The sequence below is a fragment of the Streptomyces sp. NPDC051569 genome (assembly GCF_044454085.1).
Taxonomy (GTDB): Bacteria; Actinomycetota; Actinomycetes; order Streptomycetales; family Streptomycetaceae; genus Streptomyces.
The window spans coordinates 447,161-470,008 of record NZ_JBITDJ010000004.1 but is presented as its reverse complement, the minus strand read 5'-3'; the positions used below and the strand labels follow the sequence as shown (position 1 = coordinate 470,008).

The following is a 22,848-nucleotide window of genomic DNA, read 5'->3' as shown; positions in this document are numbered from 1 at the left end:
AGGGGCCGGCGTCGGGTCAACGGCAACGGCAACGGCGCCGGGCTGTGCGAGGCGCTTGAGGGCCTGCAGGGTCTGCAGGGCGTGGTGGCGGGCGACCCGCACGAGGTCCCAACCCGTGGCGACGGAAGCGAGCCTCCCAGGTGACGGGCTCAGAATCCCGTGGCCAACAGCTTTACTCATTGCGCATTGCCTCCGTGGCGGTCGCTGATAGTGCTGCGACCGTACGGAGGTGATGGAGGAGCTACCCGAACTGAGAGTTCCGGTGAACTGTCAGTTCGGGTGGCTCAGGCGATGCCCAGCCGGTCGGCCAGTGAGGTGACCTGACGGCGGTATGTCGGGCGGACGCGTCGCAGGAGTCCCGTCACGAGAGCCCGGGCCTGCGGACTGTGAGCGAGGTCCTCGGGCGCGAATTCCTCGACGGCGAGGAGATGGACGAACACGGCAGCGTCCTCGCGCCGCAGGTCGTAGCAGCGAGCGACTTCGCAATCCCGCCAACCACTTTGCGCTGCCAGCAGATCGCCTGTCCCGGGTGGCCACCGCTCTGGCCCCTTGATCAGTGTGCGCCGCCGTCGACACGGTTCCTCGGGTGAGGGGGTGTGACGGCGAGAGAACGGAACAATCGCCGAGGGCTGGACGGCGGTTGACGGTGGCCTGCCCATTTGCTCGGCTCTGACCATGACTGCGGACCCGAGTGAGTACGAGAAGGCAATGCCGACAGTGTCGGCATTTCTGAAGAAGATGGAACGAGGCGTGGACCGTACGTGGGCGACGCACACCGGACGGCCGTACCCGACCGTCCGTGAGGCACTTGCGCTCGCCTTGGAAGAGGAAGGGGCCCGCCCGATGGTGCCGCAAGTCGTCGACGAACTGGCCCGGCAGATCTCCGAGGGGACGAACCGCTGATCCATGCCACTCCTCATGCCCGACTCCCTCTCTGCCGTGGCCGGCGGAATGCGCCCCTGAGCTCCCAGCGCGTTGCTGTGCGCCCTTCCTGCCCCTCGGAGCTTCCGGCACCGTGCAAGGGGTGCTGCCGCCGCTTGCTCGTCCGCCGCGCGGTGTCACGACGGGTGGCGGACCCGCCGGGGCGCACACTGAGCGCATGAGCAACTACCAGGGTCCCGCGACTCTCGTCGCCGGCGGCTCCGAGATCGACGTCGTGGCCACGCTGAGCGGGAGCCTGTCCGGTGCGGAGCGGCAGTGGGGCGGGAGCGTCCAGACCGGGCACGCGACCGAGGACGCGGGGGACGCCTTCTACGCGGCCATGGAGAGCGACGGGGTGACGATCCGCTTCCCCGACGGCCGGGAAAGCACCGTCAAGGCCGCGCAGACCGCCATCGGCAGTGGTCGGCTGCGGGTGTGGGGGACGGGCACGATCCCGTTCTAGGCGCCCCGTCCGGAAAGGGCGCCCCTTCCGGACGCACGTGTGGCGGCGGTCCCCGGACGTCTTTCCGCCCCGGGACCGCCGCCTTCCGCCCCGGTCGTCACCGGGTGACGCTGAACCCCGCGTGCAGCTCGCGCGTGTGGTCCACGCACCGGGCCGGGCCCGTCAGTACGGCCCGGGCGGTGAGCCGGGTGTCCGTGCTGGAGGCGGACAGCCGCAGTTCCAGCTCGCCCGGCTCGACCACACGTCGCCCGTCGCGGCCGGTGAAGGACGCGAGGTCGGCGGGAACGGTCACCTCGATCCTGGCCCGCTCGCCCGGCTCCAGCGGGACCCGGACGTAGCCGATCAGCCGCTGGACCGGCTGCACGACCGAGGCGACCGGGTCGTGCAGGTACACCTGGACGACCTCGGCGCCGGAGCGCCCGCCCGTGTTGCGGACCGTGAAGGACAGCCGCGCCGTGCCGTCCGTGGGGATGGCGTCGACGAGATCGCGCTCGTCGAGATCCGACCAGGCGAACGAGGTGTACGCCAGGCCGTGCCCGAAGCCGAAGGCCGGCGTCGGGTCGATGTTGGACACCTCGCTGACCCGGGCCAGCGAGGCCGCCAGATACGTGGACGGCTGCGCGCCGGGCAGGCGCGGGACGCTCACGGGGAGCCGGCCAGACGGGTTGATCCGGCCGCTGAGGACGCCGGCGACGGCCGGGGTGCCCTCCTGCCCCGGGAAGAACGCCTGCACGATCGCCGCCGCCTCGCCGGTGGCCCGGCCCAGCGCGTACGGGCGCCCCGCCAGCAGCGTCACCACCACCGGCGTGCCGGTGTCGAGGAGGGCGTCGAGCAACTCCCCCTGGACGCCGGGCAGATCAAGCGATTCGGCGTCGCAGCCCTCCCCGCTGGTGCCGCGCCCGAAGAGGCCCGCCCGGTCGCCCAGGGCGGCGATCACGACGTCCGCGTCCCGGGCCACCCGTACGGCCTCGGCGAAGCCGTCCGTGTCGGGGGTGTCGATGCCCGCGCCGAGCGCGGTGACGATCTCGGTGCCGGGGAATTCCTTCGCCAGCGCCTCGCGCAGCGTGGGCAGTTCGACGCCGTCAGGGGTGCCCGGGTGCTGGGAGCCGACATGGACGGGGAAGGAGTAGCAGCCGAGGACGGCCGTGGGTGTCCGCGCCTGCGGACCGATGAGCGCGATCCGCGCGGGCCGGTCCAGGGGGAGTACCCCGTCGTTGCTGAGCAGGATCACGGACCGCTCCGCGAGGCGGCGCGAGATGTCCCGGTGCGCGGCCAGGTCCAGGCTCACCGTGCCGCGCAGCGTCGCCGGGTCGTCGAGAGCGGCCGGGTCGATGTCCGCCAGGGCCGGCGGCAGCGGGGACCAGTCCGGGTCCAGCAGGCCCAGCTGCGCCTTCTGGGTCAGGACGCGGCGCAGCGCGCGGTCGATCACCTTCTCGGACAGCTGACCGGCGGCGACCGCGTCGCGCAGCGGCTCCCCGAAGGTCTTCACGGTCGGCAGTTCGACGTCGACGCCCGCCGTGAGGGCGGCGGCCGCGGCCCCGCCCCAGTCGCCGGCCACGCCGTGCAGGGTCTTGAGGAAGGCGACGCCGAAGTAGTCCGCCACGACGGTGCCTTCGAAGCCCCAGGTGTCGCGGAGCAGGCCGGTCAGCAGCTCCTCGTCCGCCGCGCACGGCACCCCGTCGGTGTCGGTGTAGGCGTGCATGACGGACCGTACGCCGCTCTCCCGTACGGCCATCTCGAACGGCGGGAGCATGACGTCGGCGCGTTCCCGGGTGCCCATGCTCACCGGGGCCAGGTTGCGCCCGCCGCGCGAGGCCGAGTAGCCCACGAAGTGCTTGAGGGTGGCCACGACTCCGGCGGACTCGATGCCCTGGATGTAGGCGGTGGCGGTGGTGCCGACGAGGTACGGGTCCTCGCCGATGGTCTCCTCGACCCGGCCCCAGCGGGCGTCGCGTACGACGTCGAGCACCGGGGCGAGCCCCTGGTGGACGCCCACCGACCGCATGTCGCGGCCGATCGCGCCGCCCACTTCCCGTACCAGGTCCGGGTCGAAGGCCGCACCCCAGGACAGCGGGACGGGGTACGTGGTGGCGCCCCAGGCGGCGAAGCCGGCCAGGCACTCGTCGTGGGCCAGGGCGGGGATGGCGAAACGGTTGCCCGCCGCGATGCGCTGCTGGGTGCGCATCAGGGAGAGGGCGCCCAGCGCGGGGTCGACCGGGACCGTGCCGAAGGGCCTGGTCAGCTGGCCGAGGCCGTGCGGCAGGAGCTCGTCGAGGGTCGGCGGCTTGTCCATGTCGTGCTGGTGCGGGGCGACTTCGGCGCCGTCGGCGGAGGCCCCGGCCCACAGGCCGTACAACTGGCCGAGCTTCTCCTCCAGCGTCATGGCGGAGATCAGCTCTTCCACGCGCGCCGAACGGAGCCGGGTGGTGGCGCGGTCCTCGGGGGTGGCGGGTGTTTCGGTGTTCACGGTGACGGTCACTTTCCCCCGACGCCCATGAGCCCCTGGACCAGGGCGCGGCGGGCGAACAGGTATACGAGCAGGACGGGCAGCGTGGAGAGGACCACGGCAGCCAGCAGGCCGGGGATGTCGATGCCGAACTGGGTCTGGAAGTTGTACAGACCGAGGGTGAGCACCTTGACGTCCTCGGACTGGGTCAGCACGAGTGGGAAGAGGAAGCCGTTCCACGCCTGGAGGGCGGAGAAGACCACGATGGTCGAGAGCCCGCTCCGGGACAGCGGGACGACGAGCTGGAAGAAGACCCGCTTGGTGTCGGCCCCGTCGATGGCCATGGCCTCGAAGAGTTCGTTCGTGATGTCGCGCATGGTGCCGGTGAGGATGAGCGCGCAGACCGGCAGGCAGAAGGCGGCCGTGGGCAGGATGATGCCGATGAGGTTGTCGTACAGACCGGCCTGGCTGATCACGTAGAACATCGGCACGATCACCGCCTGGGCGGGGATCGCCAGCCCCAGCAGGAAGAGCCGGAAGACCCGTGAGGTGGCCCGGCCCCGGTTGCGCACGATCGAGAAGGCCAGTGGCGGCACGAGAAGCAGCACGATCACCACGACGCTCGTCGTGACGATCACGGTGTTGAGGAAGTAGCGGCCGAACCCGTTGGAGAAATCCTGGACGTAGTTGGAGAGGCTGAATCCCTCGGGGAAGGACAGCGGGCCGCCCGCGCTGTACTGCTCGCGGGACTGGACGGTCGCGCCGAGCATCACGTAGATCGGCAGGCCGACCAGGCACAGCCACAGCCCGGCGCCGAGTCCGGCGAGGTAGTTGGGGGTACGCCGCATCACAGGCCTTCCTTCGTGCCGGCCATCTTGTCGAAGCCGGACACCCGCACGACGACCAGCGAGATGGCCGTCGCCACGAGCACCAGCAGCAGCGCGATGGCCGCGCCCGCGCCGAAGTCGAAGCTCTTGAAGGCCTTCTGGTACATGTAGAAGGCGCTGATGGTGGTGTCGGTGCCCGGGCCGCCCTGGGTGAGGATCAGCACGGTGTCGAAGGTGGTGAGCCCGCCGACCACCATGAGGATCACCGACGTGATGATCGAGTTGCGCAGCTGCGGCAGCGTGATGTGGAAGAACTGCCGTACGGTCCCCGCGCCGTCGATCGCGGCGGCCTGGTACAGGACCACCGGGATCGCCCGCGTCGCCCCCTGGTGGATCAGGGCGTGCAGCGGGGTGAACTGCCAGGTGGACACCAGGACGAGGACCCCGAGAGCGCCCGTCCGGGAGCCCAGCAGATTGCCGTCCCCGAAGAGCCAGCGCGCGTGCGCGGGCACCCCGAAGTTGGGGTCGAGCAGGGTGCGCCACAGGACGGACACCGCCGTCGCCGACAGCAGCAGCGGGACGAAGAAGACCGCGGACAGGACGGCGCGGTTGCGCTGCGGGCCGGCGGCCCAGACGCCGAGCAGAATGGACAGCGGTGTCTGGACCGCGACGCCGAGCCCGGTGAGCAGCACGCTCAGCCAGAGGCTCTTGATCATCACCGGGTCGTGGAACAGTTTCGTCCAGTTGTCGAGACCCGCGAACACCGGTGCGCCGAGACCGCTCCAGCTGGTGAAGGAGAGGACGGCGACCAGCGCCAGCGGGATGATCGCGAACAGGCCGAAGAACAAGGTGGCGGGCAGCGCCCAGCCGAGGCCGGGGCGTGCGACGCCCCGGCCTTTCCGGCCGGGCCCCCGCGACGGACGGTGCGCCGGGACGGTGTCCGCCGGGGCACCGGACGCGGGAGGACCGGATGCCGGGGTGCTGGGTGCGGGGGCACCGGACGCGGGAGCACCGGACGCGGGGGAGGTCGGCGAAGCCATGTCGGACGTCATCCTCAGGCGGTGGTCAGGGCCTGCATGGCCTTGATGAAGCCGGCCGCGTCGAGCTGCCCGTTGAAGAAGCCCTGGACGGCCACGTAGATCGGCGTCATGTTCTCCGGCGCGTACGCCTGGTCCCACGACAGCTGGAACGAGGGGGCCTTGCCCACCAGGTCGAACTGGTACTTCAGGTACTCCGGGTTGTCCGCGGTGCCCAGGAACGTGTCGGTGTTCGTGGTGGTGGGCAGGTTGCCCAGGCCCAGCTGCGCCTTCACGAACTCGTCCGAGTACATCAGCTTGAGGAACTTCGCGATGTCGTCGGCGTGCCGGGTGGTCTTGCGCACCGAGTAGAAGTTGTTCGTGTTGCCGACGAGGTCGTCGGCGTCGCCCTTGCCGCCCTCGACGGCCGGGAAGTTGGTGTAGCCGAGGTCGTTCTTGGCGAAGTCCGCGTCGGCGTTCTGCTGGGTGGAGTACTCCCAGGAGCCCATCAGCTCGAATCCGGCCTTGCCGCCGGCCAGCAGGGCGGGGGAGCCGCCGTCGGTGAACTTCACGGAGTCGTAGTTGGTGCCGAACGCGCCCGCGTCGATCAGCTCTTTGAGCATCGACAGCGCCTTCTTGCTGTCCGGGCTGTCCCAGGCGCTCTTGTCGCCCGACAGCGCCTTCTCGAACAGCTCGGGCCCGGCGACCCGGTCGTACAGGTACTCGAACCACATCTGTGTCGGCCACTTGTCGCCGCCACCGAGCGCGATCGGCGTGATGCCCTTGGACTTCAGCTTCTTCACCGCGTCCAGCAGCTCGTCCCAGGTCTTCGGCGGCTGTACACCGGCGTCCGCGAGCACCTTGCCGTTGTTGAACAGCATGACCGGCTGGGTGCCGCGCATGGGGACGCCGTACGCCTTGCCGTCGACCACGGCGGAGTTGAAGACCGACGGCAGGAAGTTCGCCTTGAGCGCCGGGTCCTTCTTGATCATGTCGTCGAGCGGCAGCAGGAGGTCGGCCTTGACGAACGGCTGGATGCTGCCGCCGCCCCAGTTGAAGAAGACGTCCGGCGCCTGGGGGGTGTTGATGACGGTCTGCAGCTTCGTCTGGTAGTCCGCGCCGGGGATGGTGTCCAGGACGGCCTTGACCTTCGAGGTCTTGTTGAACGTCGCGACGATCTGCTTCTCCACCTTGTTCGCGGAGTCGCCGTAGACGAGTACGTGGAACTCCTCGGCGCTGCCGGAGGAGCCGCCGTTGCCGCAGCCCGCCAGGCACAGGCCCAGGACGAGCGCCGCACCGCCGGCTATGGCGCGAGAAAACCGTGCGCGTGTCTTCATCGTTCGACCTCTCGAAAGTATCGGCACCTTTGCCGAAAGTCTTCTGGCGAGTGACCGTAGGGTTCGGCGTCGAACGGGTCAACAGCGCGGCCCTCGCGCTATCAAACCGTTACCGATCACCGGCGTTCGGCCGGTGTTCTATCCTTCAGCGCATGCGTGATGACAGGAGTACGGGGAAAGTCACCCTGGCCCAGGTGGCCTCGCAAGCCGGCGTGTCTCTTTCGACAGTTTCGAAAGTCCTCAACGGACGCCCCGATGTCTCGGCATCGACCCGCAGCAGGGTCGAAGAGCTGCTGGACGAGCACGGCTACCGGCGCTCCGCGCCCACGCCCCCGGAATCGCCCCTCATCGAGATCGTCTTCCACGAGCTGGACAGCACCTGGTCCATGGAGCTGATCAAGGGCGTGCAGAACGTCGCCGAGGAGGCGGGCGCGAGTGTGGTGCTCACCGTGACCGGCACGCGCCACTCCCCGGGCGCCGACTGGGTCGAAGGCGTCCTCCGCCGCCGCCCGCTCGGGGTGGTCCTGGTCTTCTCCACGCTCCCGGACGACCTCAAGAAGAAGCTCTGGTCCCGGGCCATCCCGTTCGTCATCATCGACCCCGCCGGCGACCCGGAACCCGATGTGCCCTCCGTCGGGTCCGCCAACTGGGCGGGCGGAGTCGCCGCCACCCGTCATCTCATCGACCTCGGCCACCGCAGGATCGCCGTCATCACCGGCCCCGAGGACATGCTGTGCTCGCTGGCGCGGCTCGACGGCTTCCGTTCGGCCATGGGCATGGCCGGCCTCGACGCCGACTCCGCGCTGGTGCGGTTCGGCGACTTCCATGTGGCATCCGGCCACGCCCACGCCATGGACCTGCTGCGCGCTCCCGACCGGCCGACCGCGATTTTCGCGGGCAGTGACCTCCAGGCGCTGGGAGTGCTGGAGGCGGCCCGGGTGCTCGGGCTCCAGGTCCCGGAGGACCTCTCGGTCGTGGGATACGACGACATCCCGCCCGCCCGGTGGTCGAGCCCGGCGCTGACCACCGTGCACCAGCCGCTCACCCGGATGGCGGAGGAGGCGGCGCGGATGCTGCTGCGGCTGCGCTCCTCGGACCAGGCGAACAGCCGCATCGAGTTCGGCACCCGGCTGGTGGTCAGGAACAGCACGGCGGCTCTGGGGTCCGGGAACGGCCCGGCGGCTCCGGAGGTCAGGAACGGCACGGCGGCCCTGGAGGTCAGGAACGGCACATCGGCTCCGGAGGTCCTGCCGGAGTGACGCGGCGCCGCCCTGTGAGTGCCCCCTGAGCCGGATATCCCGGCGAGCCGAAGATTCCCCGTTTCATAGCGAGTGCCCTGTGCCGACCTGGTCCACCAGGTCGGCACAGGGCACTCGCTATGTCTGGGCTGCCCCGATACGGGTGGCGAGGGGGCTGCGGTCGGCGGATGTTTGACCCCACGGGAAGTCCCGTTTATTGTTCGTTGTGCAACGAACTATCTGCCAGGCGGACAGCCGACAGGACGGCGGGCGCCCACGCGCCACCGGCGTTCGTGAACATCCACCGGCCGGCCGCGGCGGCTGACTGAACTGATCAGCCGTCCTCGCGGCGGCCCGGATCTCGCCGGCTCCGTACGGCGTGACATCGGTTGGGAGAACGTTCATGACGACACAAGAGGGCCCGGCCCCCGTACTCCGGGACCCCGACAGCGGGACCATCCCGGTCAGGGCGGCGGTGGTCCGCGAAAAGGGTCAGCCGTTCGTCTTCGAGGAGCTGGATCTCGACACCCGGCTGCGGCCCGACGAGGTGCTCGTCAAGGTCGTCGCCAGTGGCCTGTGCCAGACGGACATCCACGTACGGGACCAGAACCTGCCCGTTCCGCTCCCGGCCGTCCTCGGGCACGAGGGCGCCGGCATCGTGGAGCGGACCGGCAGCGCGGTCACCTCGGTCGCCCCCGGCGACAGCGTGGTCATGTCGTACCAGGCGTGCGGTCACTGCCGCCCCTGCCGGCGCGGCCAGTACACCTACTGCGAGCAGGCCTTCCCGATCAACTTCGGCGGCTCCCGGATGGACGGCACCAACGCCCTGCACAGCCGCACCGAGGAGAAGGACGGCGAGATCCACGGCCACTTCTTCGGTCAGTCCTCCTTCGCCACCCACGCGCTGGCCACCGAGCGCAACGTGGTCAAGGTCGCCGACGACCTGCCGCTGGACCTCCTGAGCCCGCTCGGCTGCGGTCTGCAGACCGGCGCCGGAGCGGTGCTGAACTCGCTGCGGATCCCCGCCGGAGCGTCCGTGGTGGTCATGGGCACCGGCACGGTCGGCCTGGCGGCGATCATGGCGGCCAAGGTCGTCGGAGCCAGCCCCATCATCGCGGTCGACGTCGTCCCCGAGCGGCTCGCCATGGCGGCTGAACTGGGCGCCACCCACACGGTCAACGGCAAGGAGGAGGACACCGCCGCGCGCATCGCCGAGATCACCGGTGGCGGCGCCGACTACGTCCTGGAGATCACCGGCCTGCCCCACATGCTCACCCTCGCCGTCGACGCCCTCGCCCCGCTGGGAACCGCGGCGCTGATCGGCGGAGCGCGCGCCGGGGCGGAAGCGCCCGTGAACATGAACGCCCTCCTCGGCGGCCGCACCGTCCGGGGCATCGCCCAGGGCGACTCCATCCCCCAGCTGTTCATTCCGCAGCTCATCGACCTCTACAGGTCCGGAAGGTTCCCGTTCGACCGGCTCGTGAAGTTCTACGAGTTCGACGACATCAACCAGGCCGTGACCGACACCAAGACCGGCGCGACGGTCAAGCCCGTGCTGCGCATCGGCCACTGACGGCGCGAGTACGCCGCGCCTCGCCCATCTCCACGTACAGAAGAGGAAAGACAGCCATGAACGACCGTCAGCAGTTCGGTATGCCCACCGACAGGTACAACCTCGGCCCCGCGGGCATGAACTACGTCACCGGCTCCGACTACCGTCCGATCCCGGCCGACGCCTACGGCACGCTCTTCCTGCCGGAGCGCCTCGCCAAGGGCTACTACGTCGAGGAGCTCAAGGACGGCGTCTACTACGTCACCTCCGGCGCCTACGACAGCATGTTCGTCGTCACCGGCAACGGTGTCGTCGTCGTCGACGCGCCGCCGCTGCTGGGCACCAACCTGCTCCGCGCGATCCGTGACGTGACCGACGAGCCCGTGACGCACTTCATCTACAGCCACTTCCACTCGGACCACGTCGGCGCGGCCGGCATGTTCGGGCCCGACGTGAAGTACATAGCCCACGACTACACGCGGGAGATGCTGCAGCGCTGGCCGGACCTGACCAACGGTGCGCCGCTGCCGACGGAGACGTTCTCCACCCACGAGACGCTCAACGTCAACGGCGTCAAGCTGGACCTTGACTACAAGGGCACCAACCACACCCCGGGCAACATCTTCGTCTACGCCCGTGAGCAGAAGGTGCTCGCCGCCATCGACATCATCAGCCCCGGATGGAGCGCGTTCAAGAACTGCGACGCCTCCGAGAACATCCGCGGCTGGGCCGAGGCGCACGACTGGATCCTGGAGTACGACTTCAACGCCGTGGTCTCCGGTCACGTGAACCGCTGGGGTACCCGCGCGGACGCCCAGGCCTCCCGCGACTACACCAACGACATCATCGACTTCGCCAAGGAAGCCCTGGACGAGGCCGAGGACCTGGAGTTCCTCCAGCGCAACGGCTTCAGCAACGCCTGGGTCCTGTGGGAGAACTACTTCAACGAGATGACGAACTACGTCACCAAGAAGACGCTGGAGAAGGTCACCGACAACGGCCAGAACTGGGGCGACCGGCTCGCCGCCGCCGACGTGATGACCAAGTACCACGCGTACACCATCCTGGAGGCCCTGCGCCTGGAGTACGGCCTGGTGAGCAAGTTCGAGAAGCGGATCATCCCGACCGACTGATTCCCGCTGTTTCCCGGGGATATCCGGACCCGCTGGTGAGGGGGGAGCGGAGGCTCACGCCTCCCTCCCCCCTCGGGGCCGTCGGGACCGGTGTCCTACGGTTTATTCTTCGTTGCAGAACGAATCAAGATAGGTGGTCGTCGTGCCCGGCAGTGCTGAAGTAAACGCTGAAGTACCCGAGGTGTCGCCGTTGCTGGAGCGCGTTCCGGCGCAGGGGGATCCCCTCTCGCGTCCCCTGAGCGCCGTCGAGCGCGAGGTGTGGCTCGGCTTCCTCTGCACCCACGTACGGCTGCTGCGCACGCTCGACAAGGAGCTCCTCGCCGCCGAAGGGCTCGCGACCTCCTCGTACGAGGTCCTGCTCGCCATCGCCGAGGCGCCTGAGGGCCGGATGCGGATGAAGGACATCGCCGCGTCGCTGCTGATCAGCCGCAGCGGGCTCACCCGTATCGTCGACGACCTCGAAGGCCAGGGCCATGTCGAGCGCCTCAAGTGCCCGGGTGACGCCCGGGGTCTGGACGCCGTGCTGACGCCGTCGGGGCGTGAGGCCTACCTGCGCGCGCGTACGGTCCACCTGGCCAGCCTCCGGCGCCAGTTCCTCGGCAAGCTGAGCGAAGAGCAGCTGCGCACGCTCGCGGAGATCTGGCGGGCCGTCGACCTGAGCGAGTCCGCCGACGACTGAGGCCTCCGGCCTCTTGTTCTCGGCCCTTTCGTCGGCCTCTCTGCGGGAGTGATGTCCGTCACTTGGGCACCCGATGCCCTTTTTCATGGATCAAATTGGGCCAATATGGACATTCCGTAAAACGGTGGCCCGGTGAAAGGACCAGACCTCACATGACGGATCTCAGGCACGAGCTGCGCTTCGGCGCCTTTCTCACGCCGACCGCGCACAACCCGCCGGAGCTGATCCGGCTCGCGACGCTCGCCGACGAGATAGGCATGGACCTCGTCGGCATCCAGGACCATCCGTACCAGCCGTCGTTTCTCGACACGTGGACGCTGCTGACCGACCTGGCCGCGCGCACCGAGAACATCACGCTGTTCCCGGACGTCGCGAACCTGCCCCTGAGGCCGCCCGCCGTGCTGGCCCGCAGCGCCGCGACCCTGGACATCCTCAGTGGCGGCCGGGTCGAGCTCGGCCTCGGCGCCGGCGCGTTCTGGGACGGCGTCGTGGCCATGGGCGGCGAGCGCCGCACCCCCCGCGAGGCCGTGGACGCCCTCGAAGAGGCCATCCACGTGATCCGTGACCTGTGGACCCCCGGGTCGGCGGGAATCCACCGCGAAGGCCGCTACTACTCCCTGCTCGGCGCCCGGCCCGGCCCCTTCCCCGTGCACCCCCTCGGCCTCTGGATCGGCTCGTACAAGAAGCGGATGCTGGAGCTGACCGCGCGGCTGGGGGACGGCTGGCTGCCGTCGTCCCAGTACGCGTCCCCCGCCGAGCTCGTCGAGATGACCGCGATCCTCGACAAGGCGGCCATCGAGGCCGGGCGCAAGCCGGAGGAGATCCAGCGGATCTACAACGTCGTCGGCAGCTTCGGCGGGCGGACCGGCTCCGGCTTCCTGACCGGCCCCCCGCGGGAGTGGGCCGAGCAGCTGACGGAACTCGCCCTCGAACTCGGTGTGAGCGGATTCGTCATGGCGCCTTCCGCCTACGACGCGGAACGGGACCTGCGGATCTTCACCGAGGAGGTGGCTCCGCTCGTCCGTGCCGCCGTGGACCAGGCCCGGGGGGCCGCCCCGGCGGCGCCGGACGAGGCCGCGCCGGACGAGGTCGCACCGGCACAGCTGGAGCACGAGCGCGTCGACCTGTGGGCGACCGACCCCCTGAAGGAGAACAGCCGCCCCCGGGTGACGAAGCAGTCGGCCGGCGCGGGCCGCACGGGACGCCCCGGCGGCACCGGCGCCCGTCTGGTGCTCATCCACAACAACCTGCGCCAGGAGATGCAGCAGATCCGCGACGCCGTGGCCCAGGTCGCGGCGGGCGACCAGGAGGCCGCCGCCGCCCGGTCCATGATCAACAACCTCACCATGCGGCAGAACCACTGGACCCTGGGCTCCTTCTGCGCCGCCTACTGCCGGACCCTCACGACGCACCACACCATCGAGGACGAGCTCATGTTCCCCGAGCTCCAGGAGAAGCAGGACTCCCTGAGTCCCGTCCTGGAACAGCTGGAACAGGAACACGAGGTCATCGCCGACGTGCTGATCGCGCTGGACGAGGCGCTCGTCGCCCTGATCAAGGACGACACGAAGATCGGCGACGTCCACCGGTGCGTGGCGCTGCTGGACCGCGTCCTCACGTCCCACCTGGACTACGAGGAAGAGGAGCTGGTCGAGCCCCTGGACCGGCTCAACATCAACGTCTGACCGGATGCCCCCGGCCCCGGGGCGTCCGGAGGCACACTGGAAGCATGTGCCGCAGTATCAAGACCCTCCGTCCGCCCGTCCTCCCGGAAGAGGCCACCGAGGAGGAGATCCGGGCCGCCGCACTCCAGTACGTACGCAAGGTCTCCGGCTTCCGGGAGCCCGCCGCGCACAATCGCCAGGTCTTCCAACAGGCCGTGAACGAGATCGCGGAGTCCACCGCGAGACTGCTCCAGGACATCGAGGTACGGGGTGCGGCACGCCGCGCGTCCGTCACCTGACGCACCGGGGAAACAACCACCGAAGGCGTCCGGAGCGCAGTGCCACACACTGCGCTCCGGACGCCTTTTCGTCGTTCCGGGACGGCCGCCGGAATCAGAGAATGACCATGGAATCAGAGACTGACCACGGAGTTCGTACCACAGAGAGGGTTACCCTCCCGGCTGTTTTCCCGTGATTCTTCGGCCATGCTGAATGAGTGAGCAACACGGCACCACGTCACCGCGTTGCGAAACCCCACGTTCCCCATTCCCGAGCGGCTGATGACGCTCCGGCATCGTCGCGAAGCAATGGTGCGACCGGCTCATGACAAGCAAGGAAGATAAACAGCAGATGAAAGCCACTCTGACTCAGGACCGGGTAGCGGAGCGCACCTCCTCTTCCCCGTCCGCCCCCCAGTCGGCTTCACGCCCGCTGTACATCGTCATGGCCGTGCTGGTCGGCATGGTGATCCCGGTGCAGGCGCGGATCAACGGCGAGTTGAGCCACCGGCTCGACGACGGAATCACGGCCGCCACCCTCAGCTTCACCTGCGGCCTGATCCTGATGACCCTCGCCGCCGCGTTCTCCCCGCGCCTGCGTCAGAGCCTGCGCACCCTCGGGGCGGCGGCCAGGAGCGGCCGGCTGCCGCTGCGGTATCTGGCGGCGGGCCTGTTCGGCGCCTCCTTCGCACTGGCCCAGTCCACGACCGCGCTGATCACCGGAGTGGCCGTCTTCACCGTGTCGGCGATCGCGGGTCAGACACTCAGCGGTCTGGTCGTGGACTCCGTCGGATTCGGCGGAGGCATCAGGCAACGCCCGGCCGGAAGAAGGCTGTTGGGCGCGGCGCTCATCCTGGTGTCCGCCGTCGTCGCCACGTTGCCGCAGCTCTCCGCGGCCGCGGGTCCCGGGGCCCTGCTGCCCGCTCTGGTGCCGCTGGTGGCGGGTTTCCTGCTCGGCTTCCAGCAGGCCATGAACGGTGTGTCAGGAGCCGTGGCCGGCTCGCCGCTTGCCGCCACCTGGATGAACTTCTTCGTCGGAGCGATATCCCTCGGCCTTGTCTGGATCATCAAGACGCTGATCCAGGGCCCCCCGGCCGAGCCGCTGCCCTCCAGCGGGTGGGTGTATCTCGGCGGACTCTGCGGAGTGGTGTTCATCGGGGCCTCCGCGTACCTCGTACGCCGGATCGGCGTCCTGCTGCTGGGCATGGGCTCCATCGCCGGCCAGTTGGCCGGCTCGATCGTGCTGGACGTGGCGCTTCCCTCGGGCGGCGGCTCCACGGGCGTCCTGACCGTCGCCGGGGCGGTCCTCACGCTGGTCGCGGTCTGGATCGCGTCGCGCCGACGAGCGTGAACCGAGGGCGTCAGCCCCTCAACTCCCCCGTACTCGAAGAGCATCCCCATCGATTCACCGGTATTGACCAACCACGCCCGCACGGGCGCGAGAAAAGGACAACCAACGTGTCGCACGACAAGACCGCGGAATCCGAACGCCTCCTCATCAAGGGCGCTTATCTGATCACCGAAGACGACCGGCTCGGTGAACTCGTCGGCGACATTCTGGTCGTCGGCGGAAAGATTCACGCCGTGGGACCGGATCTGCGGGACGAGCGGGCACGCGTCATCGACGGCACGGGCCGCGCCGTTCTCCCGGGATTCATCGACACCCACCGGCACACCTGGCAGGGCGCGCTCCGCAATCTGGGGCCCGCCTGGACCTACAAGGAGTACCGGAGCGAGATCCAGATCGGTCTCGGTCAGCACTTCGAGCCCGAGGACGTCCTCGTCGGGAATCTGGCGGCGGACCTCGGCGCCATCGACTCCGGTACGACGACGATCCGCGACGAGTCGCACATCATGAACAGCCCCGAGCACACCGACGCGGCGATCGCGGCGCACTGGCAGTCCGGCATACGTTCGGTGTTCGACCACGGGTGGCCGTCCACAGAGGCCGAGCAGTGGCAGTTCGGCAGTTCCCGCACGCACCCCGAGGACATCCGTCGTGTCCGTAACGAGGTGCTGGCCGACGACTCGGCCCGGGTCACCCTCAACGCGATGCTGCGCGGGCCGGAACTGTCGACCCCCGATGTCGCGGCCCAGGACATCCGGCTCGCCCGCGAACTCGGCCTGCGCATCAGCATGCACGTCGGGCTCGGCGAGTGGGGCGCGCAGCAGCAGGCCATCCGGACGCTGTCCGATTCCGGCCTGCTCGGCTCGGACATGACGTTCGTCCACGCCTGCACGTCGACCGACGAAGAGCTCAGGATGCTCGCGGCGCACGGGGCGTCGGTGTCGGTGGCGTCCTCGCTCGAAGTGTTCATGCCCGGTCTCGGCCAGCCCGCCACCAACCGCCTGCTCGCGGCCGGTATCCGCCCCAGCCTCAGCGTCGACACCGAGACCATCGTCAGCGGCGACATGTTCGGCGTCATGCGGTCCACGCTCGCCTACCAGCAGCTGGTGATGGCCGGGGCAGCCGGTCCGATGGACCTGGCCGGCACCGCACTGCCGACCTTCGACGCCGCCGATCTCCTCTCCTTCGCCACCATCGAGGGCGCGCGTGCCTGCGGAATCGACGACCGCACCGGCAGCCTCACCCCGGGCAAGGAGGCCGACCTCATCATGATCCGCCTGGACCAGGCGAACATGCTGCCGGCCACCGATGTCGCCGCGTCCATCGTCGCGTCGGGGCACGCCGGCAACGTCGAACTGGTCCTCGTCGCCGGAGAGGTGCTCAAGGCTGACGGCCGGCTCCTGGAGGACCACGACATCCACGCCAGGGCGGCGCAGTCGCGGGACAGGCTCTTCCGCGCCGTCGGACGCCCGCTGCCCGCGTAACCATCGCGGTAACCGTTCCGGACGGCAGATCCGGACGGCCATACCGGGCGGCCACACCGGCCGACCGAGCCGGCCGACCCCGACCCGGCTCCGGTCGGCGACGTAGCCGGAGGGGAGCGGCGTGGTCCCACCACGCCGCTCCCCTCCGCGTCGGTTCCGGAGCCCCGTCCTACGGGCCGTCAGCGGCCTTTCAGGCGGCGGGAGCGGGGGCGGGTGCCGCGGCCGGGCGCCGTACGACATACGCGGCCAGCGTGCCCGCCGCGAACAGCGCGAGGACGGACAGGGCCGTACCGAACCAACTGGCGCCCAGCCACTGGCCGCCGAAGTACCCGAGGCCCACGCTGTAGCCCGTCCACGCCACGCCCGCCAGTGCCGACCAGGGCAGGAACTCCTTCACCTTTCGGTGCGCGGCCCCCGCGCCGAGCGATACGACCGAGCGGCCGGCCGGGGCGAAGCGGGCGACGACGACCAGGGCCCCGCCCCCGGCGCTGAGCGCGGCGCCGAGACGTTCCTGTGCGGTGGTGAGTCGGCGGGAGCGGGCGATGGCGCGATTGAGGCGCGCGCCGCCGCGCCAGGCGAGGCGGAAGGCGACGAGATCGCCCAGGACGGACGCGCCCGCCGCGCACAGCATCAGGATCAGCAGCGACGGGACCTCCTGCGGCACCTGCGCGACCTCGGACACCTGGGCCACCTGCGCCACCTTGTCGGCGGCCCCCGCGACGGTGGTCGAGCCGGCCGCCGCGGCGGTGGCGGCGGTGACCACCAGGACGCCGCTCGGCAGGACAGGCAGGAACACGTCAAGCAGGACGGAGAGGGCCACGACGGCGTAGATCCATGGGCTGCCCGTCAGCGACCCGATACTCTCCAGCACTTTTTGACTCCCCGCCCGATGCCGTGAAAAGGCCGCGACGTCGCAGGGGAGCGGCAGGGGCGGCTGCAGCCATACAGCGTACGCCTGTGCGGTACGGGAAATCAGCCGGGGCGCCTGATGCCGGCGCCCGGACCGGAAGTTCGGCGGTCCGGGCGCCGGCTCGGTGTCAGGCGCGCTTCAGGTCCGTACGCCTCACGCGGCCACGGGTGTCCGGTGCGCTCGCCGCTCGTCCTCGGAGCCGGAGCCGCCGCGGGAGGTGAGCAGACGGTCCACGGACAGCGCGCCCGGGCCCGTGAAGACGATCAGCAGGAAGGTCCAGCAGAAGATCGCGGCCGCCTCACCGCCGTTCTGCATCGGGAAGAGCCCATCGGGCTGGTGGACGTTGAAGTACGCGTAGGCCATGGACCCGGAAGCCACCAGGGCGGCTGTCCGGGTCCCGAGACCGATCAGCACGAGTCCGCCGCCGACGAGCTGGATGGCACCGGCGTACCACCCGGGCCAGGCGCCCGCCGAAAGGGCGTGCATGCCGAAGAGGCCGAAGAGCGAGGCTGCTCCGTGGCACGCGAAGAGCAGGCCGACGACGATCCGGAACAGGCTCAGGGCGTAGGGCTGAGCGTGGTTGAGGCGTGTGTACATGGGGGGTTGGTCTCCTTCGATCAGTGGTCTGGACCGACGAGAAGCGCCCTCACGTTAGGCATGCCTAATCTATGCTTGCAAGTTCAACATTCTGCCGCCGATCAATTCTCGCCGCGTATTCCGCTTCGCCGCCGGCCGGCGTCCGCAAGGTGGCACGTGCCACCGCGTCGGTGTCGGAGAGCATCACGGAATCGACCCCGGGACGCGCCCCGGCGGCGGTCACCCAGTGCACCCCTTCCGTGGGTACCCCCAGGGCGAACCGCCTTGGATGCGCACGCCCCTGACGGTCGAGCAGGCGGTAGGGGCGGCGTGTCACGTCGAGGCCGCCGGTTTCGTAGCCGTCAACGACGTGTGTCCGGCACTGGCCGGTCTTCAGGAGTCGCGAGAGCAGCGGATCGCTGCTGCGCCGGAGGTCCGGTTCCGGCAGCCGGGCCTCCACCAGGGTCGTGGCGCGCACCTCGGACCCGGGCACGTCGGGGGACTCGGCGACGAACACACCGTCCCGCGCCCGTACGGTCGTTCGCGGGCCGATCACGTCCAGCACCCCGGCCTCGACCAGCGCCGCCATCTCCTCGATACGGCGGCGCGGCGGACCGATGGAGAGGAACGCGTTCAACGGCGTGTACCAGCGGTCCAGATGGTCGCGCCGGGAGGCGCCGGACAGCCCGGCGTGGTCCACGATCTGCCGCAACTCGTTGCGGACATCGCGCAGCACGTCCAGCGCCGCCTTGACCGGGCCCGCGACATTGCCGAGCGCGGCCTGGGCCGCGTCCCGGCGCAGATGTGCCAGCAGCCAGGCACGGTGATCGGCCGGGTCGTGGAACGACTCGGTGCCGTACGGACGGGAGATCCGGTCCCAGGACCAGCGGCCGGCCGGCCCGATCCCGGCCTCGTCCAGCACGGCGGCCTCCTCCGGCCCGCCGTGCGGCGCCGCGAGGAACCGCTCCAGGAGGCGGCCGCGGAAACCGTAGAACACGGACTCCACTTCCTTGGCGACCAGCGGCCATATCTCGTCGAGGAAGTCCGGCGGATCGCCCTTGTCCGCGCGCTCGCGGAAGTCGGCGATCACCTCCGGGGTCAGCACCAGCGGCCGGTGCCGGCCGGACGGGCCCTTCGCGTTGTCCCCGCGTGCCTGGTACGGGACCCCGCGCCGCGACCCCGCGTACACCTGCGGCTCCCGGCCGGACGGGTGGTATACGAGAACGCCGTCGGCGCCCCGGGCGAACGTGCCGCCGCGCCCCGCCGTCAGCAGCGCCATGTGGTCGAAGAAATTGAGGCCGAGGCCGCGCAGCAGAACCGGCTCGCCCGGGGCGACGGCGGAGAGATCGACATCCGCCGGGTTGGCGGGCGGCAGATAGCGCAGCCCGTACCGGGTCGCGTACTCGGACAGCGCCAGTTGGGTCTGACCGGAAACCACCGGCAGATGCCCCTGCGCGAGGACGACAGCGGAGAGACCGGAAATGATCGTTCCGTCGTCGAGGATGATCGTCTGGGTGGGGCGGTACGAGCCCGAGGTGCCGGGCGGGCGGTGCGCGCCGGATCCGGTGGAGGCGGCGCCCGTATCGCCTGTGGCGTCCGTGACGCTTGTGCTGCCCGCGATGCCTGTGCTGCCCGCGTTGCGTGTGCTGCCCGCGATGCCTGTGCTGCCCGCGTCGCCTGTGGTGCCCGCGTCGCCTGTGTTGCCCGCGTTGCGTGTGGTGCCCGCGTCGCCTGTACTGCCCGTACCGCCCGTCGCGTCGTCGTCGAGACGGATCGCACGGGCCCGGTGGACCTTGACGGTCACGCTCTCCGGCGCGCCCTCCACCGTCCTGCGGAAGGCCCACTCCAGATAGCGGCCGTAGGCGGCACGGCTCGGATAGTCATCGGGGCCGAGCCGCTCGCCGGGGCGGGCCGCGGCCCACTCGTACAGACTCGGGCCCGGGCGTATCGGGCCCTCGCACGCGACGCTCTCGTCGGTGAACACGGTGACCTGCGAGGCGACCGTGTTCATCAGCAGCTCGGCGGGCTGGTCGGTACGCCAGACGCGGCCCGCGCCCGCCGGCGCCGGATCGACGACATGCACGATCAGCGGTACGCCGGGGGCGAGTTCGGGCACGGACGCGCAGAGTCTCTCAAGGACCGAGGTGCCGCGGGGGCCGGCGCCGACGACGGCGAAGGAGCGGGGCAGGGGCTGCCGTACATCGGACAAAACTGTGACTCCCGGGGCATGTGGGGTGCTGGAAGCGGACCTTCCGCTTCTGGGAAGCGAAGCGCCCGCCTCATCATGCCGTTGGTGCCCCGGAGGCCGAACCCTCGGGCAGCGGATCACGCCCTGTGGGAAGGATCACGGATCCGGTGTCAGGGTCCTTTCGTCCACGGTCATCAGCTCGGCGTCCCCGCCTCTGCCTCCGCCTCCGTCCCCTTCCTCGCCCCGGCTCCTCTTCCGGTCGCGCGCGTGTTCCAGCCGCAGATGGGCGGAACGGCCGCGCAGGGTCAGGGTCATCAGCTGGTTGCCGAACCAGGGCCCGCCCGTCCTTGCCCAGTTGACCGACGTCGGGGCGACGCGGCCGTGCCGGGCCAGGACGCGCCCCAGGCGCCGGCCGAGCCGGCTCCAGCCGAGGCGGAAGCCGACCTTCATCGAGGCCGGGACGGAGTTGTGCACCGGCGAACAGGTCAGCTGCAGCACGCGCGCGTCCGGATCCCCGGCGGTCCAGGACGGCTCGGCGACATACGCGTGGTGCACATCGCCGGACAGGACGCACACCGTCGCCGGCGCCCCGGGCCCGCTGCCGGCCTCCGCGACCAGCGCGGCCAACTCCTCGAAGGAGTCGGGGAACGCCGCCCAGTGCTCCAGGTCGGCCGCCCTGCGCAGCCACTCGCCGAAGCGCGCCCAGCGGGGGCCGCGCTCACCCCGGGACAGCGCCGCGTCCCAGGACTCCAGGTCATGGATGAGCGGCGGCAGCAGCCAGGGCAGTGACGTGCCGATGAGCAGATGGTCGTACGATCCCCGCCCGTCCAGCGCCTGCTCCCGCACCCACCGGGCCGTGCCCTCGTCGAGCATCGCGCGGTCCTGCTCCGCCAGGACGCGGGCGGCGCGTGAGTCGACCATCAGCAGCCGCGTACGGCCGAAGTCACGCCGGTAGCTCCAGCGCACGCGCGCCGGTTCGCGGTCGGCCTCGGAGGCGTGGCGCCGGAGCAGATCGGTGCCGTCCGGGTCGGCGCGTACCGCCGCGTACAGCTCGTCGGCCGCCAGTTCGGCGGGGGAGAGGTTCCCGAGGTGCTGATAGACCCAGTACGACATCAGCCCGCTGAGCAACCGCTCCTGCCACCAGGGCAGCTCGCGCTGGTCGGCCAGCCAGGCGGCGCTGGTGTTCCAGTCGTCGATCAGATCGTGATCGTCGAAGATCATGAAGCTCGGCACGGTGGAGAGCAGCCACCGGACGTCGGGGTCGCTCCAGGACTCGTCGTAGAGGTAGGTGTACTCCTGGTAGTCCGCGACCTCCTCGCCCGGCGGTTCACGCAGATCCCGGTGGCGGGCCAGCCGGCGCCTGGTCGCCTTCGAGGTCTCGTCCGCGTACACCTGGTCACCGAGCAGGAGCAGCACGTCCGGGCGCCCGGCTTCCGGGTCGGCGGCGAGCCGCGCCGCGAGGGCGTCCAGGGCGTCGGGGCCGAGCGGATCCGGCTCGTCGCGCGGCGGCGAGGCCCAGCGGCAGGAGCCGAAGGCCACCCGCAGTCCGGCGGGCGGGGCGTCGCCCGGGGGAACGGCGGGGGCCCGGATCGTGCTCGGCGGGAAGGGGGAGTCCTCGGGTGGCCAGACGCGGCGCTCGTCGAGGAGTACTTCGTACGCGGTGCCGGCCCCGGGGGTCAGGCCGGTCACCGGGATCAGCGCGTAGTGGTGGCCGGCGATCTGGAACGTACGGGAGGTCCCGGACGCGCCGTCCGCACAGCGGACCTCCGCGACGCACGGCCGGTCGGCCTCGATCCAGATGGTCGCCGTGCCACCGGTGTCCTCATCGGCGCCGTCGCAGCCGACGTATCGCAGCAGCGGTCCCAGGCGTAGCCCGGTCATAAGTGCCCTCCTCCGTCCACGCGTACGGTACGGAACGACGGAGGCGGGCGGGGAGGGGGGCCGGGCGGGGAAGTGCCCGGCCCCCGCGTCATACAGCGACCAGGGATCAGCAGCCGTTGAGGACACCCTGGAGCGCGGTCTTCTCGGCGGAGTCGACGGTGAGGTTGTAGTACTTCTTCACCTGCACCCAGGCGCGGACGTAGGTGCACTGGTAGGCGGCGCGCGGGGGCAGCCACTGGGCCGGGTCCCGGTCGCTCTTCGACTGGTTCACGTTGTCCGTGACGGCGATGAGCTGCGGGCGGGTCAGGTCGTTGGCGAAAGCCTGCCGCTGGGCGGTGGTCCAGCCGCTGGCGCCCGACGTCCAGGCCTCGGCGAGCGGCACCATGTGGTCGATGTCCAGGTCGGACGCGGCGGTCCAGGTGGCACCGTCGTACTCGGAGTACCAACTGCCGCTGGTGGCGGCGCAGCCGGAGTCCTGGACGACGCCCGTACCGTCACGCTTGAGCACCGTCTCGCGGGTGTCGCAGGCGCCCGACTGGGTGATCCAGTGCGGGAACTTGTCCCGGCTGTAGCCGCTGGTGGAACCTTCCGCCTGCACGGTCAGCTGGCCGAGGTACGTGCGGGCGGTGGCGGCGGTCACCGGGGTGGGCATGGCGGCCGACGCGGCGGGGGCGGTGAGCAGGGTGGTGGCGGTGGCGAGGGCGGCTGAGGCGGCGAGGATGGCGATGCGGGGTACTCGACGCGCGTAGATACCGGACATGCGAACTCCCTTGGAGTGGGGGGAACCTGGCCTGACCGTGCGGCGGTTACGGGCCCGGCCTGGAGGCCGGCCGGCGAGCCGGCCTGGGGCCCGGCCGCCATCGTGGCGGCGGTGGGTTTCCATGGGGTGGGCGTCAGGTAACAGCGT

The 22,848-nt window shown here is 70.3% G+C and carries 20 protein-coding genes; 10 read left to right on the top strand and 10 right to left on the bottom strand.

The genetic code is table 11. The features are described from left to right. Positions 1–284: 284 nt before the first annotated feature. Positions 285–440, bottom strand: a complete 156-nt coding sequence (locus ACIBAE_RS10270; RefSeq protein ID WP_399283681.1) for a hypothetical protein — start codon at positions 438–440, stop codon at positions 285–287. Positions 441–675: 235 nt separating this feature from the next. On the opposite strand from ACIBAE_RS10270, the gene ACIBAE_RS10265 reads away from it, so the two are divergent. Next, on the top strand, positions 676–903 hold the full coding sequence (locus tag ACIBAE_RS10265; RefSeq protein WP_399283679.1) for a hypothetical protein: 228 nt from the start codon (positions 676–678) through the stop codon (positions 901–903). A gap of 196 nt (positions 904–1,099) precedes the next feature. Continuing rightward, positions 1,100–1,384, top strand: a complete 285-nt coding sequence (locus tag ACIBAE_RS10260) for a DUF4873 domain-containing protein (protein WP_399283678.1) — start codon at positions 1,100–1,102, stop codon at positions 1,382–1,384. Between the two features lie 97 nt (positions 1,385–1,481). Here the strand turns inward: ACIBAE_RS10260 and ACIBAE_RS10255 are convergent, their stop codons facing one another. Genes ACIBAE_RS10255 through ACIBAE_RS10240 form a run of 4 tightly spaced genes read right to left on the bottom strand, consistent with a single transcriptional unit; the run spans position 1,482 to position 7,010 of the window. Beyond that, positions 1,482–3,863: a glycoside hydrolase family 3 N-terminal domain-containing protein gene (locus ACIBAE_RS10255; RefSeq protein ID WP_399283676.1), complete on the bottom strand. Its 2,382-nt coding sequence runs from the start codon at positions 3,861–3,863 to the stop codon at positions 1,482–1,484. Continuing rightward, positions 3,860–4,678 (bottom strand): carbohydrate ABC transporter permease, encoded by an 819-nt coding sequence (locus tag ACIBAE_RS10250; RefSeq protein WP_399283674.1) that lies wholly within the window; start codon positions 4,676–4,678, stop codon positions 3,860–3,862. The genes ACIBAE_RS10255 and ACIBAE_RS10250 overlap by 4 nt, the downstream gene beginning before the upstream one ends. Then, on the bottom strand, positions 4,678–5,697 hold the full coding sequence (locus ACIBAE_RS10245) for an ABC transporter permease subunit (protein ID WP_399283672.1): 1,020 nt from the start codon (positions 5,695–5,697) through the stop codon (positions 4,678–4,680). Before ACIBAE_RS10245 ends, ACIBAE_RS10250 begins: the two co-directional genes overlap by 1 nt. Positions 5,698–5,711: 14 nt before the next feature. Further along, positions 5,712–7,010, bottom strand: a complete 1,299-nt coding sequence (locus ACIBAE_RS10240; RefSeq protein ID WP_399283670.1) for an ABC transporter substrate-binding protein — start codon at positions 7,008–7,010, stop codon at positions 5,712–5,714. A gap of 152 nt (positions 7,011–7,162) precedes the next feature. On the opposite strand from ACIBAE_RS10240, the gene ACIBAE_RS10235 reads away from it, so the two are divergent. The 8 genes from ACIBAE_RS10235 to ACIBAE_RS10200 all read left to right on the top strand — a co-directional run bounded on the left by ACIBAE_RS10235 (position 7,163) and on the right by ACIBAE_RS10200 (position 16,386). Next, positions 7,163–8,269, top strand: coding sequence for a LacI family DNA-binding transcriptional regulator (locus ACIBAE_RS10235; protein WP_399283668.1), 1,107 nt, complete (start codon positions 7,163–7,165; stop codon positions 8,267–8,269). 382 nt (positions 8,270–8,651) lie between these two features. Beyond that, positions 8,652–9,821, top strand: coding sequence for an NAD(P)-dependent alcohol dehydrogenase (locus ACIBAE_RS10230; RefSeq protein WP_399283666.1), 1,170 nt, complete (start codon positions 8,652–8,654; stop codon positions 9,819–9,821). 56 nt (positions 9,822–9,877) lie between these two features. Beyond that, entirely contained in the window at positions 9,878–10,933 is a 1,056-nt protein-coding gene (locus ACIBAE_RS10225; protein ID WP_399283664.1) for an MBL fold metallo-hydrolase, read from the top strand. A gap of 142 nt (positions 10,934–11,075) precedes the next feature. Beyond that, positions 11,076–11,612 (top strand): MarR family winged helix-turn-helix transcriptional regulator, encoded by a 537-nt coding sequence (locus ACIBAE_RS10220; RefSeq protein ID WP_399283662.1) that lies wholly within the window; start codon positions 11,076–11,078, stop codon positions 11,610–11,612. Positions 11,613–11,764: 152 nt separating this feature from the next. Next, positions 11,765–13,297: an LLM class flavin-dependent oxidoreductase gene (locus ACIBAE_RS10215; protein WP_399283660.1), complete on the top strand. Its 1,533-nt coding sequence runs from the start codon at positions 11,765–11,767 to the stop codon at positions 13,295–13,297. A gap of 44 nt (positions 13,298–13,341) precedes the next feature. After that, positions 13,342–13,575: a DUF2277 domain-containing protein gene (locus ACIBAE_RS10210; RefSeq protein WP_399283659.1), complete on the top strand. Its 234-nt coding sequence runs from the start codon at positions 13,342–13,344 to the stop codon at positions 13,573–13,575. Between the two features lie 331 nt (positions 13,576–13,906). After that, positions 13,907–14,905, top strand: coding sequence for a DMT family transporter (locus ACIBAE_RS10205; protein WP_399283658.1), 999 nt, complete (start codon positions 13,907–13,909; stop codon positions 14,903–14,905). A gap of 107 nt (positions 14,906–15,012) precedes the next feature. Further along, a complete protein-coding gene (locus ACIBAE_RS10200) occupies positions 15,013–16,386 on the top strand; it encodes an amidohydrolase family protein (RefSeq protein ID WP_399283657.1) in 1,374 nt (457 codons plus the stop codon). A gap of 190 nt (positions 16,387–16,576) precedes the next feature. Here ACIBAE_RS10200 and ACIBAE_RS10195 read toward each other — a convergent pair whose 3' ends face one another. The 5 genes from ACIBAE_RS10195 to ACIBAE_RS10175 form a co-directional block, all read right to left on the bottom strand. Beyond that, positions 16,577–17,257 (bottom strand): DedA family protein, encoded by a 681-nt coding sequence (locus ACIBAE_RS10195; RefSeq protein ID WP_399283656.1) that lies wholly within the window; start codon positions 17,255–17,257, stop codon positions 16,577–16,579. 192 nt (positions 17,258–17,449) lie between these two features. Beyond that, complete coding sequence (locus tag ACIBAE_RS10190; RefSeq protein WP_399283655.1) at positions 17,450–17,893, bottom strand: DoxX family protein; 444 nt, start codon at positions 17,891–17,893, stop codon at positions 17,450–17,452. 64 nt (positions 17,894–17,957) lie between these two features. Further along, positions 17,958–20,081: an FAD/NAD(P)-binding protein gene (locus ACIBAE_RS10185; protein WP_399283654.1), complete on the bottom strand. Its 2,124-nt coding sequence runs from the start codon at positions 20,079–20,081 to the stop codon at positions 17,958–17,960. Between the two features lie 135 nt (positions 20,082–20,216). After that, complete coding sequence (locus ACIBAE_RS10180; protein WP_399283652.1) at positions 20,217–21,941, bottom strand: alkaline phosphatase D family protein; 1,725 nt, start codon at positions 21,939–21,941, stop codon at positions 20,217–20,219. Between the two features lie 106 nt (positions 21,942–22,047). Continuing rightward, positions 22,048–22,701, bottom strand: coding sequence for an HNH endonuclease family protein (locus ACIBAE_RS10175; protein WP_399283651.1), 654 nt, complete (start codon positions 22,699–22,701; stop codon positions 22,048–22,050). Positions 22,702–22,848 lie beyond the last annotated feature (147 nt).

Coding starts and splice junctions, on each gene's coding strand:
- ACIBAE_RS10245 (WP_399283672.1), bottom strand. CDS start 5,697: ATGGCTTCGCCGACCTCCCCCGCGTCCGGTGCTCCCGCGTCCGGTGCC.
- ACIBAE_RS10175 (WP_399283651.1), bottom strand. CDS start 22,701: ATGTCCGGTATCTACGCGCGTCGAGTACCCCGCATCGCCATCCTCGCC.
- ACIBAE_RS10225 (WP_399283664.1), top strand. CDS start 9,878: ATGAACGACCGTCAGCAGTTCGGTATGCCCACCGACAGGTACAACCTC.
- ACIBAE_RS10215 (WP_399283660.1), top strand. CDS start 11,765: ATGACGGATCTCAGGCACGAGCTGCGCTTCGGCGCCTTTCTCACGCCG.
- ACIBAE_RS10235 (WP_399283668.1), top strand. CDS start 7,163: ATGCGTGATGACAGGAGTACGGGGAAAGTCACCCTGGCCCAGGTGGCC.
- ACIBAE_RS10230 (WP_399283666.1), top strand. CDS start 8,652: ATGACGACACAAGAGGGCCCGGCCCCCGTACTCCGGGACCCCGACAGC.
- ACIBAE_RS10205 (WP_399283658.1), top strand. CDS start 13,907: ATGAAAGCCACTCTGACTCAGGACCGGGTAGCGGAGCGCACCTCCTCT.
- ACIBAE_RS10260 (WP_399283678.1), top strand. CDS start 1,100: ATGAGCAACTACCAGGGTCCCGCGACTCTCGTCGCCGGCGGCTCCGAG.
- ACIBAE_RS10250 (WP_399283674.1), bottom strand. CDS start 4,678: ATGCGGCGTACCCCCAACTACCTCGCCGGACTCGGCGCCGGGCTGTGG.
- ACIBAE_RS10190 (WP_399283655.1), bottom strand. CDS start 17,893: ATGTACACACGCCTCAACCACGCTCAGCCCTACGCCCTGAGCCTGTTC.
- ACIBAE_RS10180 (WP_399283652.1), bottom strand. CDS start 21,941: ATGACCGGGCTACGCCTGGGACCGCTGCTGCGATACGTCGGCTGCGAC.
- ACIBAE_RS10240 (WP_399283670.1), bottom strand. CDS start 7,010: ATGAAGACACGCGCACGGTTTTCTCGCGCCATAGCCGGCGGTGCGGCG.
- ACIBAE_RS10265 (WP_399283679.1), top strand. CDS start 676: ATGACTGCGGACCCGAGTGAGTACGAGAAGGCAATGCCGACAGTGTCG.
- ACIBAE_RS10210 (WP_399283659.1), top strand. CDS start 13,342: ATGTGCCGCAGTATCAAGACCCTCCGTCCGCCCGTCCTCCCGGAAGAG.